The sequence below is a fragment of the Variovorax sp. EBFNA2 genome (assembly GCF_033802765.1).
Taxonomy (GTDB): domain Bacteria; phylum Pseudomonadota; class Gammaproteobacteria; order Burkholderiales; family Burkholderiaceae_C; genus Variovorax; species Variovorax paradoxus_H.
The window spans coordinates 6,118,546-6,134,867 of record NZ_CP138496.1; the positions used below are offsets into that span (position 1 = coordinate 6,118,546).

Sequence of the window (16,322 nt, forward strand, 5' to 3'; positions counted from 1 at the left end):
GGCGATGTGCCGTTCTTGCGAATGCTTCGGACCACACCATGAGCGAACCCAAGATCCTTCTCAACGTCAACGGCATCGAGGTTATCTATAACCACGTGATCCTCGTGCTCAAGGGCGTGTCGCTGACCGTGCCCGAAAGCGGCATCGTCGCGCTGCTCGGCGGCAACGGCGCCGGCAAGACGACCACCTTGCGCGCCGTGAGCAACCTGCTCGCAGGCGAACGCGGCGCCGTCACCAAGGGCACCATCGAGCTGCGCGGCGAACGCATCGAGGCGCTGTCGCCGGCCGAGCTGGTCAAGCGCGGGCTGATCCAGGTGATGGAAGGCCGCCACTGCTTCGCCCACCTGACCATCGAAGAGAACCTGATGACCGGCGCCTACACGCGCACCGACGGCAAGGCCGCGGTGCTGGAGACGCTGGAGAAGGTCTACGCGTACTTCCCGCGCCTGAAGACGCGCCGCACCTCGCAGGCGGCCTACACCTCGGGCGGCGAACAGCAGATGTGCGCCATCGGCCGCGCGCTGATGGCCAACCCGACGATGGTGCTGCTCGACGAGCCCTCGATGGGCCTGGCGCCGCAGATCGTGGAAGAGGTGTTCGAGATCGTCAAAGACCTGAACACCAAGGAGAAGGTGACCTTCCTCCTGGCCGAGCAGAACACCAACATGGCGCTGCGCTACGCCGACTACGGCTACATCCTGGAGAACGGCCGCATCGTGATGGACGGCGAAGCCAAGAGCCTGCGCGAGAACGAGGACGTGAAGGAGTTCTACCTCGGCGTGGGCGGCGCAGACCGCAAGAGCTTCCGCGACGTCAAGAGCTACAAGCGCCGCAAGAGGTGGCTGGCTTGAGGGGCTTGTCTTGTTCCCTCTCCCGCTTGCGGGAGAGGGTCAGGGTGAGGGCATCGGCCTTTGCACCGACACCGCCTCCGCCATCGCCGCCGACCCTCACCCCAGCCCTCTCCCGCACGCGGGAGAGGGAGCAAGACCGAACAGAAAGACAAAGGGTACGGACATGACCGACCACTACGACAACCTCGAGATCCGCGACCCCGCCGAACGCGAACGTGACCTGCTGGCCGCGCTGCCCAAGCAGATCGCCCAGGCCCAGACCGCCTCTCCCGCGTTCACGAAGATCCTCGACGGCGTGAAGCCCGGCAACGTCACCTCGCGCGAAGCCCTCACCAAGCTGCCCGTCACGCGCAAATCGGAACTGCTCGAGCTGCAGAAGGCACGCCGCGCCGACGACCCGTTCGGCGGCTTTGCGTCGATCGTGCGCGGGCCGCGCATGCCGCGCATCTTCGCGAGCCCCGGCACCATCTACGAACCCGAGGGCGAGGCGCGCGACTACTGGCGCACCGCACGGGCGCTGCATGCGGCGGGCTTTCGCGGCGGCGAGCTGATCCACAACAGCTTCAGCTACCACATGACGCCGGCCGGCTCGATCATGGAAAGCGGCGCGCACGCCATGGGCTGCACCATCTTCGCGGGTGGCACGGGCCAGACCGAGCAGCAGCTCGAAGCCATCGTCGACCTCAAGCCCGATGGCTATGCGGGCACGCCGAGCTTCCTGAAGATCCTGCTGGAGAAGGCCGAGGAAAAAGGCCAGAAGCTGCCGTGGTTCACCAAGGCGCTCGTCTCTGGCGAGGCCTTTCCGCCCAGCCTGCACGACTGGATTGCCGCGCACGGCGTGCAGGGCATCCAGTGCTACGCCACCGCCGACCTGGGCCTCATCGCGTATGAAACCAGCGCGCGCCAGGGCCTGGTGATCGACGAAGGCGTGCTGGTCGAGATCGTGCGCCCCGGCACCGGCGACCCGGTGCCCGACGGCGAGGTGGGCGAGATCGTCGTCACCACCTTCAACCCCGACTACCCGCTGGTGCGCTTCGGCACCGGCGACCTCTCGGCCGTGCTCGCGGGCACCTGCCCCACGGGCCGCACCAACCAGCGCATCAAGGGCTGGCTCGGCCGTGCCGACCAGACCACCAAGGTGCGCGGCATGTTCGTGCACCCGTCGCAGGTCGCCGAGGTCGTGCGGCGCTTTCCCGAGATCGTGCGCGCACGCCTCGTGGTGTCGGGCGAAATGGGCGACGACCAGATGACCTTCAAGCTCGAATGCGCCGGCGCCCCGGCCGGGCTCGATGCGCGGGTTGCCGACGCGGTGCGCGAAGTGACCAAGCTGCGCGGCACCATCGAACTGGTGGCGCCGGGCACCTTGCCGAACGACGGCAAGGTGATCGAGGACGCGCGCAGCTACAAGTAGGGGCGATACAGGCGGCGCGTGATGAACCGTGTGAGCAGCACCGTCAGCACGAGGTAGAGCAGCACGAGCACGCCCACCAGCACGATCAGGCCGCCGAGGCCGGCCATGCTGCTCGACGACGGCACGAGCACCGCCGCCAACCCCACGAAGAAGAGGGCCGCGCAACTCCCCACCACCAGCACCAAGGCCAGCACCGATGCCGCCACGGCCCGGAAGGGCCGGATGCGTGCGGGGCCGGGCCCGCGGCCGATGCCGAGCCAGCCGCCCCAGAACGCCAGCGCAAAGAGCAGCAGCGGCGGCCCGAGGAAGCCCAGGAAGGGCACCACGCGATTCAGGGTCCTTTCGACCTCGTTCCACGGGTCCACGGCCATCACGCACCACACCTGGGTCGACGCGAACACGGCGGCGATCAACAGTGCCACCGTGGTCCGGCCCGACCACGCGCCCGGGGGCGCCGCGGCATCGGCGACGCCCGCATCGGACGACGCGGCCGATGCCTGAGTGCCCTGCCTCAGCGCAATCCAGGTTGCGAGCCACACGCCCAGCACCAGCATCGCCAGTTGCACCAGCCGACCGCCCGGCATGTAGAGCAGCTCCAGCCCGTAGAGCCAGGGGCTCAGCACGAAATACTCGAGCACCCGCACGATGAGATAGGCCCCGGCAAGGCGCACATGCGGGCCGCGCAGTTGCGTCAGGCGCGCGGCACCGCGCACTTCCAGCGCCTGGCGGGCATGGCTCCAGGCCAATGCCGCCGACAGCACCCAGGCCATCGCGAGGTTGGCCGCCATGCCCAACCACACCTCCAGGCCATAGCCGCTGTCCTCCGAGGCGGACGACAGCTGCCGGCCGAAGCGGACCCCCACGATGGCCGCTTCGACGGCCACGGTGATGAGCGCGAAGTCGCGCGGCAGGCGCCACGCGTTGGCGAGTGAAGTGGAAGACGTCATCGAAGCCAACAGACGGCTACTTCTTGCAGCTCGCCGGCAACGCCTTGTCCTTCAACCCGTCCCCCGCGCTGCAGTGCCACGCGATGCCCGCGTCCGTCGACGACGGCTCCATGCGCAGCGTGCCCTTGGGCGTGGCCACCTCCACCACCATGCTGTCCGGGTCGAGCGTGAGCGCCGCGCCGTTGGGCAGGTTGCCCGGCAGGCCGACGGCGGCCAGGGTGTCGGGGATCTCGGCCTTTTCTTCGTAGTGGCGCGTGAGCGCGTCGCGCACCGGTGCGCCCTGGGTCCAGGCCTGCGCGACGGCGGCGCGGGTCTGGTACTCCTGGTAGGCGGGGATGGCCACCGCCGCCAGGACGCCGATGACCGCCACCACGATCAGCGCGCCCGCCGCGCCGCCGCCGGCCCGGCCGGCATACGGCACGAAGAGCGCGAGCAGGTACGCCACCGGGTTGCGCTCGGGCAGCTTGGCGCCCGGGTCGATGGCGCGTGCGACGCGCTTGGTGAGCCAGGGATAGCCGGCGATGAGCTCATGGAACGAGCCCCAGAAACCGCGGTTGGCCACCGACTGGGCGGCGTAGCGCTGCAGGTTCACGTTGCGCCACTGCTGCGCGCCGGCGGCCAATGCCACCAGCGCGCGCGGCGCGGAATCGACCTCGCGGCAGCAGGCGGCGCCGTGCAGGTCGCAGGTGTATTCCTTGGCGCGCGCGTAGGCCGCGCCCAGCAGCGGCAGCCAGAGCACGGGCGCGCGCCAGATGTGGCCCGTGAGGTGGCCGCGGCGGATGTGGCCCAGCTCGTGGCCCATGTAGAAGTGGATGCCGTCGGGTTGCGACTCCATGGCGTCGACCACGTCGGACAGCAGCACCACGAAGTTGCGGCCGAAGAAGCGCGTGGCAAAGGCGTTGAACATGCCGTCGCCGTGCAGCAGGTAGGCCTCGGGCGGCTGCGCGATGCCCAGGCGGGTGCAGCAGTCGACAAAACGCGCGTGCAGCTCGGGCAGCTGCTGGGGCGACAGCTTCACGCCGGTGCCCTTGATCCAGGCGATGACCGCCGACTGTGCGAACACGTAGCCGATGAAGCCCAGCAGCACGTACAGCAGCGCAATGCCCAGCGTGCCGACGACGATCAGCGCCCAGGCCAGCAGGCCCAGAACGAGCGTGAGTTTGCCGAGCCAGCGCTCGCGCGGATAGACCCAGGGATCCATTGGTTTCTTCTCCTCGATGCCGCCCGTCGGGCTGGCCTGTTTGTGGTTGTGGTCACCCCGGCGCGGGTGCGCGGGACGGGCGTGATCATGCCCCAGCATGGGGCGAAATCGGTGACATTCCTAAGGGCTATTCGGTATGGGTCAGCCCCCGGTCAGCCGATAAGATCGCGACCCTTTCCATTTAAAAACTCCGTCGGAGACATCATGAAGAAACTGTTTGCCCTCGCGGCGATTGCCGCGGCCGCCGTCGGCGCACACGCCCAGGATTTCCCCGCAGGCAAGCCCGTGACACTGGTGGTGCCTTTCTCGGCCGGCGGCCCGACCGACCGCGTGGCCCGCGACCTGGCCGAATCGCTGCAGAAGACGCTGGGCACCACGATCATCGTGGACAACACCGCCGGCGCCGGCAGCTCGATCGGCACCGCCAAGGTGGCCCGCGCCAACCCCGACGGCTACACGCTGCTGCTGAACCACATCGGCATGTCGACGATGCCAGCGCTGTACCGCAAGCTGCCGTTCAACGTCGAGAACGACTTCGAATACCTCGGCATGGTCAATGAAGTGCCCATGACGCTCATCGGCAAGCCCGGCCTGCCCGCCAACAACTACAAGGAACTGACGACCTGGATCAATGCCAACAAGGGCAAGATCAACCTGGGCAACGCCGGCCTGGGCGCCGCCTCGCACCTGTGCGGCCTGCTGTTCCAGAGCGCGCTGAAGGTCGAAATGACGCCCGTGCCGTACAAGGGCACCGCGCCGGCCATCGCCGACCTGCTGGGCGGCCAGATCGACCTGCTGTGCGACCAGACCACCAACACCACGTCGCAGATCGAGGCCAAGAAGGTCAAGGCCTACGCCGTGACCACCAGCAAGCGCCTCACGACGCCCGCGCTGAAAGACCTGCCCACGCTCGACGAGTCGGGCCTGAAGGGCTTCGAAGTGTCGATCTGGCACGGCGTGTACGCCCCCAAGGGCACGCCCGCGCCGGTGCTGAAGAAGGTCAACGAGGCCATCAAGGCCGCCATGAAGGACCCGGCCTTCATCAAGCGCCAGGAAGGCCTGGGCGCCGTGATCACCACCGACAAGCGCGTCGAGCCGGCCGAGCACAAGAAGTTCGTCTCGGCTGAAATCGCCAAGTGGGGCCCGATCATCAAGGCGGCTGGCGTGTACGCCGACTGATCCTTTCGATCTCCCATAGAAAAAGCCGCCGGCCCGAAAGGGCCGGCGGCTTTTTTCATCCGGTGTGACAGCAGGAAAAAGAATCAGGGGGTGGGGACGGTCCAGACTTCGAAGTTCTTGCGCACATCGACCTGGCGCGCGGTGCGTGCCGTGAAGATGAAGCTGCTGACCGACGAGCCCTGCGCATACTGCCAGGCGTTGTTGCCGACGCTCGTGCAGTGGTTGTCGCTCGGCGAGTTCACGGGCTGGCAGTAGATGACGGCCTTGCGCGCCGAGGTGCGCACGGTGATCGAGTCGGTGAAGCGGTTGTTGTTCGGGCCACGGCCGGCCACCAGGAAGGTGGTCGGGGCGTAGGCGCCGGTGGGCACCGACCAGCCGTCCTGGTTGCCCTCGGCGCTGAAGTCGATGTTGTTGGCGCCGGGGTCGGACGGCTCCGGCGCGCCGAACACGATGCCGCGCGGAACGCCGTCGATCTCCTGCATCAGCTCGGCGCGCAGGGCCGGCGTCATGTCCATGGTCGGCAACTGCATGGCCTCGGCGAGGGTCGGCGCGCGCGAGAAGGTGCGCGCGTACTGCACCGGGTTCGTCCCGCCGGCCGCCAGGAAGAACTCGAGCTTCCAGACCGACTGGTCGGGAATGGCGCCCAGCTGTGCGTCGTCGAACTGCGGCGCGGCGAAGAGATTTCCGGGCTCGATGCTGCTCGGATTGCCGCCTTGTGCCGGGTCCGCGTAGCGTGCGGCCATGCGCCACAGCGAGGAGTTCAGCGCGCCGTTGGGGGTGCCGTCGGTGGTGAGCACCAGGGTCGTCAGCCCGGCCCGGGGCACCAGCACCAGCTCGCGGCCCGGCAGCGCGGACGAGGTGGCCACCACCTTCGTGAAGATCGAGTCGCCGTTGCCGTCGAGCACATTGTCCACCGCGACGTTGTAGCCGGCGGCGTGGTACATCAGGTTCGCGTGCTTGAGGAAGTCCTTCAGCTCCTGCTGCGGGCGCACGGCGGCGCGGTAGGCGTTGCTGTTGCCGGTGAGCTTGAGCGCGCCATTCACGATCTTCGCGTTGAACACGTCGTTGTCGGTGTTGCCCACGCTGTCGGTCCAGCGGTAGGTCAGCGCGATGTCGCCGCCCGGATGGAAATATTCGAAGTTGCCGCGGTCGTGCTTCAGGTTCGTGGGACCGAAACGGAACAGGCTTTCGAAAGGCCGGCGCGGGCCGCTCGACGCGCGGCCGATGTGCAGGCCGGCCGTCACGAAGCTGGCCGGGTCGTCGCCCACGAACAGCGTGCGGCAGGCCGGCGCGACCACGTTGAAGGCCTCGCCGAAGGCGTTGCCGTCGGAGCCGATGGTGCTGTCCACGCGCTCGTTCACCGGCAGCGCGTAGCAGGCGTCGAGGCGGTCGAGCAGGTCTTTCACCATCGCCGGCGTGGGCGGCGGCACGAGGGCCGCGACATCGACCGCGGGCAGCGGCGCGATGGTGCTCTCGCCGGTGCGAAAGACGATGGACACCGGCGCGCTGTCTTCGCTCGCAGGCTGCGCCTTCACGGTGATCTCGATGTTGGCGGCGGTGCCGTCGGGGCGCACCGAGACATTGAGCGTGTCGAGCACGCGGTCCTGTCCCGTGCCGTTGGCCTGGAACTCGCCGCTCATCGGATCGATGCTGGTGTTGAGCGCGTCCAGCAGCGGCTTCAGCGCGGCCACGAGCCTGGCGACCTGGTCGCTGATGGCGCCCGGCGTGACGGCGCCGGCATCGGCCTGCACGGCGGCGGCCAGCTTCGAGGGGTCGCCGTCGGGCGACAGCTGCGCCACCACGACGGTGGTCAGCGGCGTCACATTGGTGGTGCCGGTGGCGGTGCTGGCGGTGGTGCTGTAGAGCGTGAGGTCGTCGCGCACGGCCTGGATCACCAGCGGCGCCCTGGTGCCGGCGGGCAGCACGCAGCTGTAGCTGCCTTCGGCCGGCACGGTCAGTTCGCAGACCTTGGCGCCGGTCTGGTCGAACACGGTGAGGGCGGCGCCGGCAAAGGCGGCGCCGGTGGCGACGGTGCCGCTCAGCGTGCCGGGCGATTCGGCGGCGGGCGGCGTGCCGCCATTGCCGCCCGTGCCGACGGGGAACGCGAAACCACCGCCGCCTCCGCCACCCCCTCCGCCGCCGCAGGCGCCGAGGATCAACAGGGTGGCAAGGGACAGGGCGTGGGGGATTCTGGAGGTGGGATGAGGCATCGTGGATCTCTCGAAAAGGGAAAGGGCCTGGGCAGCAACCGAGGGCGCTGCAAACAATAGCTTTCGCTTTTGGAAATCAAATGATGCAAATGCACCATTCTTGAAACCCCCCGGCCAGGCCTGGCGCGCTTCCCCGGAACATGGGATGGGCAGAGGGTTCGGCGGCTGGAAGACTCCGCGCATGACCTCCCCGGCCGGTGCTCCGCACGATCTCAGCGACCTCCTGCTGCGGCTGTACCGCCTCTCGCACGAGCTGCCCATCGATGCCTTCCAGGATGCGGCGCTCGACCTCATCAAGCCCGTGCTGCCCTTCGACTCGTCGATGTGGGGTACCGCCACCACAGCGGCCGAGGGGATCGACGTGCACACGCTGCACCTGCACCGCAAGACGCCCGAGATGATGATGGAGTACGACGACTTCAAGCACCTCGACTCCGCGGCCGCGAGCTTCTTCGGCAAGGGACACGGCACGCGGGGCTTCAACTCGGCGAGCTGGTGGAGCGGCCCCACGTACGCGCCGTTTCTGGACTACGTGCAGCGCTATGACCAGAACAACATCTTCATCACGATGGACAGCAACCCGCAGTCCAATTTCATGCACTGGTTCTCGCTGTTCCGCGCCGATCCCGATGCGCACTGCAAGCCCGAGGAAGTGAGCCTCCTGGCCAGCCTGTCGCCCCACCTCATGCAGGCGCTGGCGCTCAACCGCGTGATGCACCTGGACCGCACGCTCTCGCCGGCCTCGGGCACGCACCCGCGCGGCGCAGCGATTGCCGACTTGAAAGGCGCGATCTATCACTGCGACGTGACCTTCGTGGCGCTGATGCAGGAAGAATTCCCGGGTTGGCCGCGCCAGGCGCTGCCGCAGTTGCTGCTGCAGCACTTCATGACGGCGCAGTCGGCTTGCATGGGCCGGCACGTCGTGGTGTCCTATCGGCTTGAGCAGCGCCTCCTGTTCCTGAGCATTCGCAAGCGCTGCCGCGCCGACAGCCTCACGCCGCGCGAGCACACGGTGGCCGAACTGCTGGCGCGCGGCGACACGCACAAGGACATCGCCGCCCTCCTGAACCGCTCGCCGGCCACGGTGCGCAACCACATCCAGTCGATCTACGACAAGCTGCAGGTGGGCAACGTGGCGGGGCTGATCCACGAGTTGCGGCTGGCGGGCTGACCGGCCGCCCTGCCCTCAAAAGAAAAGGCGCCGATGGCGCCTTTCCTGTTTGCTTGCGCGCGATGCGCCCTACTTCGGCCGGATCGCGTCCGCCGTGCCCTGGATGAAGGCCTTGATGCTCTCGATGTCGTCGCCCGAGAGCTTGCCCGTGAAGTCGGGCATGCCGCGCGACATGGCCGGGCCCTTGAGCACGAACTTGTCGAGGTTCTCGATGTAGGCCGCATCGAGGTAGCCCAGGTTCGGGATGTTGCCGCCGCGGTCCACGCCCGGCACGCCGTGGCAGAACACGCAGTTGCTCACGTACAGCATGGTGCCGGCCTGGACCTTGGCGGGGTCGTACTTCACGCCCTGCACCAGCTTGGCCATGCGGTACTCGACGAACGCGGGCATCTTGGCCGTGCCGCCGACCGCGAAGGTGTAGACCGTGCCCGGCCCCTGCCGCTCGGTGGCGCGCTGCGCCAGGCCGTACACGCCGCCCCAGCCCACGGCCACCGACACGTACTGCTTGCCGTCCACCATGTAGGTCGCGGGCGCCGCCACCACGCCGGTGCCGGTGGGCGTTTCCCAGAGCTTCTCGCCGGTCTTGGCGTGGTAGGCCACGAGCCGGCCGTCGGCCGTGCCCTGGAACACCAGCGTGCCGGCGGTGGTCAGCGTGCCGCCGTTCCACGGCGAGGCGTAGTCCACGCCCCAGGCTTCCTTCTGCGTGACCGGGTCCCAGGCCACGAGGCGGCCGAAGGGCTTGCTCTTGGGCGGCTCGGCGTTGGCGAACATGGCGGTGTTCCAGCCCAGCGCGGCGTGCGGGCGGCCGGGCGCGTTCTGGTCGAACTTCCAGTCCTTGTCGTCCATCAGGTTGAGCGGCACGTGCTGGGCGGGCAGGTAGGCCAGGCCGGTCTGCGGGTTGAACGACATCGGGTGCCAGTTGTGCGCGCCGAACGGGCCCGGGATGCTGTCGCCCGGCTTCTCGTTCTGCCGCGCGGCGGCGACCTCGATGGGCCGGCCGTTCTTGTCGTAGCCCGTGGCCCAGTTGACCTCGACGAAGTTCTTCGCCGAGATGAACTTGCCGTTGGTGCGGTCGATGACGAAGAAGAAGCCGTTCTTCGGCGCGTGCATGAGCACCTTGCGGGTCTTGCCGTCCAGCTTGACGTCGGCCAGGATCATCGACTGCGTGGAGGTGTAGTCCCAGTTGTCGCCGGGCGTCTCCTGGTAGTGCCACACGTACTTGCCGGTGTCGGGGTTCAGCGCCACCACCGAACTCAGGTAGAGGTTGTCGCCGCCCTTGGGGCTGCGCTTCTTGTGCGCCCAGGGCGAGCCGTTGCCGGTGCCCACGTACATCAGGTTGAGCTCGGGGTCGTAGGCAAAGCTGTCCCAGGCGGTGCCGCCGCCGCCGGCTTCCCAGTACTTGGCCGAAGGGTCCCAGGTCTTGGCGGCGCGCGCCATCGACTCGTCTTCGAAGGGCTTGCTCGGGTCGCCGGGCACCACGAACCAGCGCCACTTCTGGTCGCCGGTTTTTGCGTCGTAGGCGGTGACGTAGCCGCGCACGCCGTACTCGGCGCCGCCGTTGCCGATGATGACCTTGCCCTTGAACACGCGCGGCGCGCCGGTGATGGTGTAGCTGCCCTTCTGGCCGTCGATGGTGTTCTTCTCCCACACCTTCTGGCCGGTGGCGGCGTCCAGCGCGATCAGGCGGCCGTCGTAGGCGGCCACGTAGACGCGGCCTTCGTACAGCGCCACGCCGCGGTTGACCACGTCGCAGCAGCCCCGGAAGCCCTTGGAACGGTCGACCTGCGGATCGAAGCTCCAGATTTTCTGCCCGGTGCGCGTGTCGATCGCATGCACCACGCTCCACGAGGCCGTGACGTACATGATGCCGTCGACCACCAGCGGCGTGGCTTCCACCCCGCGCGTCGACTCCAGGTTGTACGACCAGACCAGCCCGAGCTGCTTCACGTTGCCCGTGTTGACCTGGTCGAGCTTGCTGAAGCGCGACTCGGCATAGTCGAGCCCGTAGCTGGGCCAGTCGGGCGTCTTCTTCGCCGCGTTGGCGCGCACGAAGTTGGCGTCGACGCGCTTGGCGGCCGCGCCGGCGCGGTCCTGCGGGGAGGCTGCCGTCTGGGCCAGCGCCGGGGCCGCAAGGCCCAGGCACAGCAAGGCGCCCGCAAGCAGGCGCCGCCCGGCAAGAGGCTGTGTGATCGTCTTCATCGTGGTCTGTCTCCTTCGTCGTTCTGCCCCAAGGATCGTTCGCGCGGCACCGGCCTTCACCCCCGGGATTTCCCCAATCAAGCCTTGTTCCATTGCGGAACACATTCGAGACGGTCTTGATTCCAGAAGAGGCGGCGAACCCATGGCGCTCGACAGGCTCGGCACGGCGGATGCGCCGCGCCAACTCTTTGCCAGCACGCCCGCGCAGCGCGTGGCGCTGGCGCGGCAGCAGTTCTTCGAAGAAGGCGTGCGCCCCTCGGGGCTGGTCGGCGAGGCGGTGCTCCAGTCGTGGATGCGCTGCAGCCGCACCCACACCGACCGGCAGCGCGTGGTGGCCTTCGACGCGGTCACGCCCAGCCGGCTGCACACCACGCTCGCGCGCAACCGCGAGCTGCTCGACGTGGCGCGGCACGAACTCGCGCAGATGGAGCACGTGCTCGCGGGCACCGACTGCCGCGTGATCCTCACCGACCGCGACGGCGTGGTGGTGCACGTCACGAGCGAGCCCGCCGGCACGCACCAGCCCGTGCTGCGCCAGACCGCGCGCCTGGGCGTGAACATCTCCGAACGGGTCGTCGGCACCACGGCGCCGGGCATCGTGGCCAGCACCGGGCAGGCCTGCACCGTGGACGGCGCCGAGCACTACTACGACGTGCTGCGCCACATGCAATGCGCCGCAGCGCCGATCCGCGACGTGAGCGGCCAGCTCGCCGGCGTGCTCGACCTCACGGTGGAAGCGCGGCGCTTCGGTTTCGATGCGGCGTCGATGGTCGCGCTGCACGCCACCATCATCGAGAACCGGCTGCTGCAGGCGCAGTCGCGCGACCACCTGATCCTGCGCTTCCAGGCCAGCCCCACGCTGCTCGGCACGCCGCTCGAAGCGCTCGCGGGCATCGCGCCCGACGGCACCATCGCGTGGCTCAACAATGCCGGCGCGCGGCTGCTGGGACGGCTGCCCGAAGCACCCGACGACCGCGACGTGGAATGCCTGCTGGGCCACGACTTGGCAAGCCTGCTGCGGCTGGGCCGGCGCGAGGCCGCGCAGCCGATGCGGCTGGCGAGCGGGCTCGGCGTGTGGATGCAGGCGCAGCTCAAGGGCGCGGACGGCGCCGACTTCCGGCATGCGGTGGCGATGCCGGGCATGGCGCACGCGCAGGTCGATGCGCCTGCGGCGATCGAGGTGCATGCAGCGCAGCCGGTGGCGCTTGCCCCCATGAGCGACATCGAGCCGACAGCGCCCACCGAAACCCTGCGCGAGCACAGCCGCAAGCTCATCGAAGACACGCTCGCGGCGCACGGCGGCAACGTGTCGCAGGCGGCGCGGCAGCTCAATGTGTCGCGCGGCACGCTGTACCGGCGGCTGCGCAGTTGGGCGCAGGGGAGCGACGAAGCGGACGCCGCTTCAGCGGCTTAGCTCAATCGCCTTCGCGGCCTGAAGGCGCCGCCACAGACTCAGAGGCGAGCAGCACGCAGATCGCCCGCACCTGCTGCTGGATGATCTTCGCCACCTCGGCGCGCCGCGCCGGCCCCATGCGGCTGGAGATCGCCGCCACGCTCACCGCCGCGATCGGGTTGTCGGGCGGAAAGGCGACGCCGATGGCCGCGGCGCCCGGCGTCGCCGCGCTGTCCAGGAACGAGTAGCCCTGCGCGCGCGTCTGCGCGATGGCCTCGCGCAGAAAGCCCGGCTCGAAGGCGGCGCCGAACCTGGCATAGCGCGCTTCGTTGGCCGCGACGATCAATTCGGCTTCGGCCTCGGGCAGCGCGCTCAGGATCGCGAGGCCGCCGGCGCCCACGCCCATGGGCCGGCGAATGCCCACGTCCAGCGTCAGCGCCTTGATCGGGTAGGCGCCCAGTGCGCGGCTCGTGCAGATCGATTCGGGGCCGCGCCGCTCGCTCAGATAGACCGTGTCGTGCGTCAGCTCGGCGATGGTGCGCAGCGCGGGCTCGCACAGTTCGCTCAACTGGTAGCGCGGCTCGGCCAGCATGCCCAGCTCATGCAGCAGCGGCCCCAGGTGGTACTTGCGGGTGAGCAGGTCGCGCACCAGCAGCCCTTCGACCTCCAGCCGCTGCAGCATGCGAAAGCAGGTCGACATCGGCAGGCCGCTGAGGCTCACGACATCGGCAATGCGCATGCCGCGCCGACCGCGCGAAGCCACCACGCGCAGCATGCCCACCATGCGCTCGATGCTCTGCGTGCCCGAGCGCGCACCGGCCGTGGCCAGCGGCGGGGGTGAGGCGGTCTTCGCGGCGGCAGTTCGGCGTTTAGTTTCCACGATGCGGCAGTAATTCGGGTTGCTCCCGAATGGGGAAGGAATTCCCTCGAATGTAATTGCATTCATCGAACACCCTGCACTGCCACATCGTGGAAGTCGAAAGCCGAACCAGATGCCCCAGACGATGACCGAAAAGATCCTGGCCCGCGCCGCCGGAAGGCCGCGCGTGGTGCCGGGCGAAGAGATCACGGCGCGCCCCGACTTCGTGATCGCCTACGACTTTCCCGGCTACACCGACGTGTTCTTCAAGGAGACGCGCGAGGACTTCGGGATCGAGAAGGTGGCCAGCCCCGAGCGCTTCGTGCTGTTCATCGACCACATGGTCCCGGCCACCGCGCCGAAGGAAGAAGAGCTGCACAAGGTCACCCGCGCCTGGGGCAAGGAGCAAGGCGTGCCGGTGCATGAGCGCGAGGGCATCGGCCACCAGGTCGCGGCCGAGCTGGGCTATGCCACGCCGGGCGCCTTCGCCGTGCACTTCGACGGCCATGTGAGCCAGCTGGGCGCCTTCGGCACCTTCGCCTTCGGCGCGCGCAAGGGCGTGCTCGAATCCTTCGTGACCGAGACGCTCACGATGACCGTGCCGGCGACCGTGAAGGTCGAACTGACGGGCACGCTGCAGCCCGGCGTGATGGCGCGCGACGTGTTCCACCACATGGTCCGCGTGATGGGTCCGGCCTCGTGCCGCTTCAAGGTGGTGGAGCTGTGCGGACCCGTGATCGACGCCATGAGCATCGAAGGCCGCCAGACGCTCTGCGGCCAGGCCATGTTCCTCGGCGCGACCACCATGCTCATCGCGCCCGATGCGAAGACGCTGGCCTATGTGCAGGGACGCTCGAAGATCGCGCTGGACCCGGTGTACCCCGATGCCGATGCCGCGTACGACCAGGTGCTGACGATCGATGTCTCGGCGCTCGAACCCATCGTCGTGATTCCGCCGAGCCCCGCCAACACGCGCGACCTGAAGGACTTCACCGGCGTGGAGGTGCACACCGGCTACCTGGGTTCGTGCGCCAGCGGCCGGCTCGAAGACCTGCGCATTGCGGCCGACGTGCTGCGCGGGCGCCGCATCCAGCCGGGCTTCCAGCTGCACGTGGTGCCGACGTCGAAGGCGATCATGGCGGCCGCCGCGCGCGAGGGGCTGATCGAGGTGCTGGTCGAAGCAGGCGCCTTCATCAGTTCGCCCAGCTGCGACTACTGCTTCGGGCGCATCGCCACCATGAGCGACGGCCAGCGCGCCGTGTCCACCGGCACGCTGAACACGCCGGGACGCATGGGCAGCGTGGACTCGGAGATCTACATCTGCAACGCGGCCGTGGTCGCGGCATCGGCGCTCGAAGGCCGCATCGCCGATCCGCGCCCCTACCTGGCAGAGGCTGCCAAAGCCGCGAAAGCCGCTGCAGGAGCGCCTGCATGAGCCTCGCGAACCTGCACGGCCGCGCCGCCTGGGTCTTCGAGGAAGACGACTACGACATCGACCTCATCGTCGGCGTGCGCAACATCAAGATCACCGACGTGAAGGAGCTGGCCGCGCTGGCCATGGCCGACTACACGCCGGGCTTTGCCGCCAGCGTGAAGCCGGGCGACCTGCTGGTCGGCGGCCACAACTTCGGCTACGGCCACCCGCACTACCCGGCCATGCGCGCCATGCGGCACCTGGGCATCACCGCAGTCATCGCCGAGTCGTTCTCGCCGGGGTTTTTCCGCGGCGAGACGAGCATGGGCTTTCCACTCATCAGCTGCCCGGGCATCCGCGCGGCCACGCAGCGCGGCGACGAACTCACGGTCGACTGGCGCACGAACGAAGTGAAGAACCTGCGCTCGGGCCAGACCCTGGCGCTGCAGCCCTTCTCGGATTCCGAGCGCGGCATGCTGGACGCGGGCGGACTCATTCCGTACCTGAAGCGCCGCATGGCTCCCACGCGGTGAGCGGGCTGAACGGCCCGCACTTTTTTTCTGGAGACACACGATGACCTCATCCCGCCAGGCGCTGCGCCAGCGCATCACCCACGGCCCGACCCTCTGGTTCGGCGGCGCACAGGACGCGCTGTCGGCCCTGCTGGTCGACCAATCGGACTTCGACGGCATCTTCAGCACGGGCTTCGGCATCTCGGCCGCGCTGCTGGGCCAGCCCGACATGGAGCTGTACACGCTCAGCGAGAACGTCGCCACCGTGAACCGCATGGCCAACGTCGTGCGCAAGCCGATCTTTGTCGACGCGGACACGGGCTACGGCAGCGTGCTCAACGTGGGCCGGGCCGTGCGCGAGTTCGAAAAAGCCGGTGCCGCGGCCCTGCAGCTGGAAGACCAGGTCAGTCCCAAGCGTTGCCCGGCCGCCGCACCGACGTCCACGCTGGTGTCGATGGACGACGCGCTGGGGCGCATCAAGGCCGCGCTCGATGCGCGCACCGACCCCGACCTGCTGATCGTCGCGCGCACCGATGCCCAGGACCCCGGCGAAGCGCTGGAGCGCGCCGCCCGCTACGCCGAAGCGGGCGCCGACCTCATCCAGCCCATCTCGCGCACCTTCAACAGCTACGAGCAACTGCTGCAATTGCGTGAAGCCTGCGGCCGCCGGCTGTCGCTGATGCTGATGGCCGGCACCTGGATGACCGCGCTGAGCCGCGAACAGATCGAAAGCGTGGCGGCCTTTGCCAGCTATCCGATTGCCGGCCTGCTGACCACCGTGCACACCGTGCAGGCCAACCTGCGCGAGCTGGCGCGCCGCCGCTCGGGCGATTTCGCCGACCTGCCCTTTGCGCAGACGCCGATGGCGGACTTCAAGGACCTCATCGGCTGGCACGCGCTCGAAGAGCGGCAGGCCCGCTACGAAACCGGCAACGCCCGCTGAACCCGACCCCTTCGTTCACCCTTCAAGAAAAA

At 68.6% G+C, this 16,322-nt stretch carries 13 protein-coding genes; 8 read left to right on the plus strand and 5 right to left on the minus strand.

The window, feature by feature from the left end:
* The first annotated feature begins 38 nt into the window (after positions 1–38).
* Positions 39–851, plus strand: a complete 813-nt coding sequence (locus tag RZE79_RS28805; RefSeq protein ID WP_101491433.1) for an ABC transporter ATP-binding protein — start codon at positions 39–41, stop codon at positions 849–851.
* Positions 852–1,014: 163 nt separating this feature from the next.
* A complete protein-coding gene (locus RZE79_RS28810) occupies positions 1,015–2,262 on the plus strand; it encodes an AMP-binding protein (RefSeq protein ID WP_319357850.1) in 1,248 nt (415 codons plus the stop codon).
* On the opposite strand, the gene RZE79_RS28815 is transcribed toward RZE79_RS28810, so the two are convergent.
* Together RZE79_RS28815 and RZE79_RS28820 are read right to left on the minus strand one after the other, a co-directional pair.
* Complete coding sequence (locus tag RZE79_RS28815) at positions 2,253–3,209, minus strand: hypothetical protein (RefSeq protein WP_319361324.1); 957 nt, start codon at positions 3,207–3,209, stop codon at positions 2,253–2,255. The two genes, RZE79_RS28810 and RZE79_RS28815, sit on opposite strands and share 10 nt — an antisense overlap.
* Before the next feature lie 16 nt (positions 3,210–3,225).
* Positions 3,226–4,410: a M48 family metalloprotease gene (locus tag RZE79_RS28820; protein WP_319357851.1), complete on the minus strand. Its 1,185-nt coding sequence runs from the start codon at positions 4,408–4,410 to the stop codon at positions 3,226–3,228.
* A gap of 204 nt (positions 4,411–4,614) precedes the next feature.
* Here RZE79_RS28820 and RZE79_RS28825 point away from each other — a divergent pair, with 204 nt between their 5' ends.
* The gene (locus RZE79_RS28825) at positions 4,615–5,589 is read left to right on the plus strand and encodes a tripartite tricarboxylate transporter substrate-binding protein (protein WP_153281671.1); all 975 of its coding nucleotides are present in this window, start codon (positions 4,615–4,617) and stop codon (positions 5,587–5,589) included.
* Positions 5,590–5,672: 83 nt separating this feature from the next.
* Here the strand turns inward: RZE79_RS28825 and RZE79_RS28830 are convergent, their stop codons facing one another.
* On the minus strand, positions 5,673–7,799 hold the full coding sequence (locus RZE79_RS28830; protein WP_319357852.1) for a carboxypeptidase regulatory-like domain-containing protein: 2,127 nt from the start codon (positions 7,797–7,799) through the stop codon (positions 5,673–5,675).
* A 181-nt stretch (positions 7,800–7,980) separates the two neighbouring features.
* Between RZE79_RS28830 and RZE79_RS28835 the strand changes: the two genes are divergently transcribed.
* Positions 7,981–8,970, plus strand: coding sequence for a LuxR C-terminal-related transcriptional regulator (locus tag RZE79_RS28835; RefSeq protein WP_319357853.1), 990 nt, complete (start codon positions 7,981–7,983; stop codon positions 8,968–8,970).
* A 69-nt stretch (positions 8,971–9,039) separates the two neighbouring features.
* Here RZE79_RS28835 and RZE79_RS28840 read toward each other — a convergent pair whose 3' ends face one another.
* Positions 9,040–11,169, minus strand: a complete 2,130-nt coding sequence (locus RZE79_RS28840) for a PQQ-dependent dehydrogenase, methanol/ethanol family (protein ID WP_319357854.1) — start codon at positions 11,167–11,169, stop codon at positions 9,040–9,042.
* Between the two features lie 142 nt (positions 11,170–11,311).
* Between RZE79_RS28840 and RZE79_RS28845 the strand changes: the two genes are divergently transcribed.
* Entirely contained in the window at positions 11,312–12,583 is a 1,272-nt protein-coding gene (locus tag RZE79_RS28845) for a helix-turn-helix domain-containing protein (RefSeq protein WP_319357855.1), read from the plus strand.
* Position 12,584: 1 nt separating this feature from the next.
* On the opposite strand, the gene RZE79_RS28850 is transcribed toward RZE79_RS28845, so the two are convergent.
* Positions 12,585–13,442, minus strand: a complete 858-nt coding sequence (locus RZE79_RS28850; protein WP_319357856.1) for an IclR family transcriptional regulator — start codon at positions 13,440–13,442, stop codon at positions 12,585–12,587.
* Positions 13,443–13,566: 124 nt separating this feature from the next.
* Between RZE79_RS28850 and RZE79_RS28855 the strand changes: the two genes are divergently transcribed.
* The 3 genes from RZE79_RS28855 to RZE79_RS28865 are packed head-to-tail and all read left to right on the plus strand — an operon-like array spanning position 13,567 to position 16,290.
* Positions 13,567–14,856 (plus strand): aconitase family protein, encoded by a 1,290-nt coding sequence (locus RZE79_RS28855; RefSeq protein WP_319357857.1) that lies wholly within the window; start codon positions 13,567–13,569, stop codon positions 14,854–14,856.
* Positions 14,853–15,368 (plus strand): 3-isopropylmalate dehydratase, encoded by a 516-nt coding sequence (locus RZE79_RS28860; protein ID WP_319357858.1) that lies wholly within the window; start codon positions 14,853–14,855, stop codon positions 15,366–15,368. The genes RZE79_RS28855 and RZE79_RS28860 overlap by 4 nt, the downstream gene beginning before the upstream one ends.
* A 40-nt stretch (positions 15,369–15,408) precedes the next feature.
* The gene (locus RZE79_RS28865; protein WP_319357859.1) at positions 15,409–16,290 is read left to right on the plus strand and encodes an isocitrate lyase/PEP mutase family protein; all 882 of its coding nucleotides are present in this window, start codon (positions 15,409–15,411) and stop codon (positions 16,288–16,290) included.
* The last annotated feature ends 32 nt before the right edge of the window (positions 16,291–16,322 follow it).

Coding starts and splice junctions, on each gene's coding strand:
- RZE79_RS28865 (WP_319357859.1), top strand. CDS start 15,409: ATGACCTCATCCCGCCAGGCGCTGCGCCAGCGCATCACCCACGGCCCG.
- RZE79_RS28860 (WP_319357858.1), top strand. CDS start 14,853: ATGAGCCTCGCGAACCTGCACGGCCGCGCCGCCTGGGTCTTCGAGGAA.
- RZE79_RS28820 (WP_319357851.1), bottom strand. CDS start 4,410: ATGGATCCCTGGGTCTATCCGCGCGAGCGCTGGCTCGGCAAACTCACG.
- RZE79_RS28840 (WP_319357854.1), bottom strand. CDS start 11,169: ATGAAGACGATCACACAGCCTCTTGCCGGGCGGCGCCTGCTTGCGGGC.
- RZE79_RS28855 (WP_319357857.1), top strand. CDS start 13,567: ATGACCGAAAAGATCCTGGCCCGCGCCGCCGGAAGGCCGCGCGTGGTG.
- RZE79_RS28810 (WP_319357850.1), top strand. CDS start 1,015: ATGACCGACCACTACGACAACCTCGAGATCCGCGACCCCGCCGAACGC.
- RZE79_RS28815 (WP_319361324.1), bottom strand. CDS start 3,209: ATGACGTCTTCCACTTCACTCGCCAACGCGTGGCGCCTGCCGCGCGAC.
- RZE79_RS28805 (WP_101491433.1), top strand. CDS start 39: ATGAGCGAACCCAAGATCCTTCTCAACGTCAACGGCATCGAGGTTATC.
- RZE79_RS28830 (WP_319357852.1), bottom strand. CDS start 7,799: ATGCCTCATCCCACCTCCAGAATCCCCCACGCCCTGTCCCTTGCCACC.
- RZE79_RS28845 (WP_319357855.1), top strand. CDS start 11,312: ATGGCGCTCGACAGGCTCGGCACGGCGGATGCGCCGCGCCAACTCTTT.
- RZE79_RS28835 (WP_319357853.1), top strand. CDS start 7,981: ATGACCTCCCCGGCCGGTGCTCCGCACGATCTCAGCGACCTCCTGCTG.
- RZE79_RS28825 (WP_153281671.1), top strand. CDS start 4,615: ATGAAGAAACTGTTTGCCCTCGCGGCGATTGCCGCGGCCGCCGTCGGC.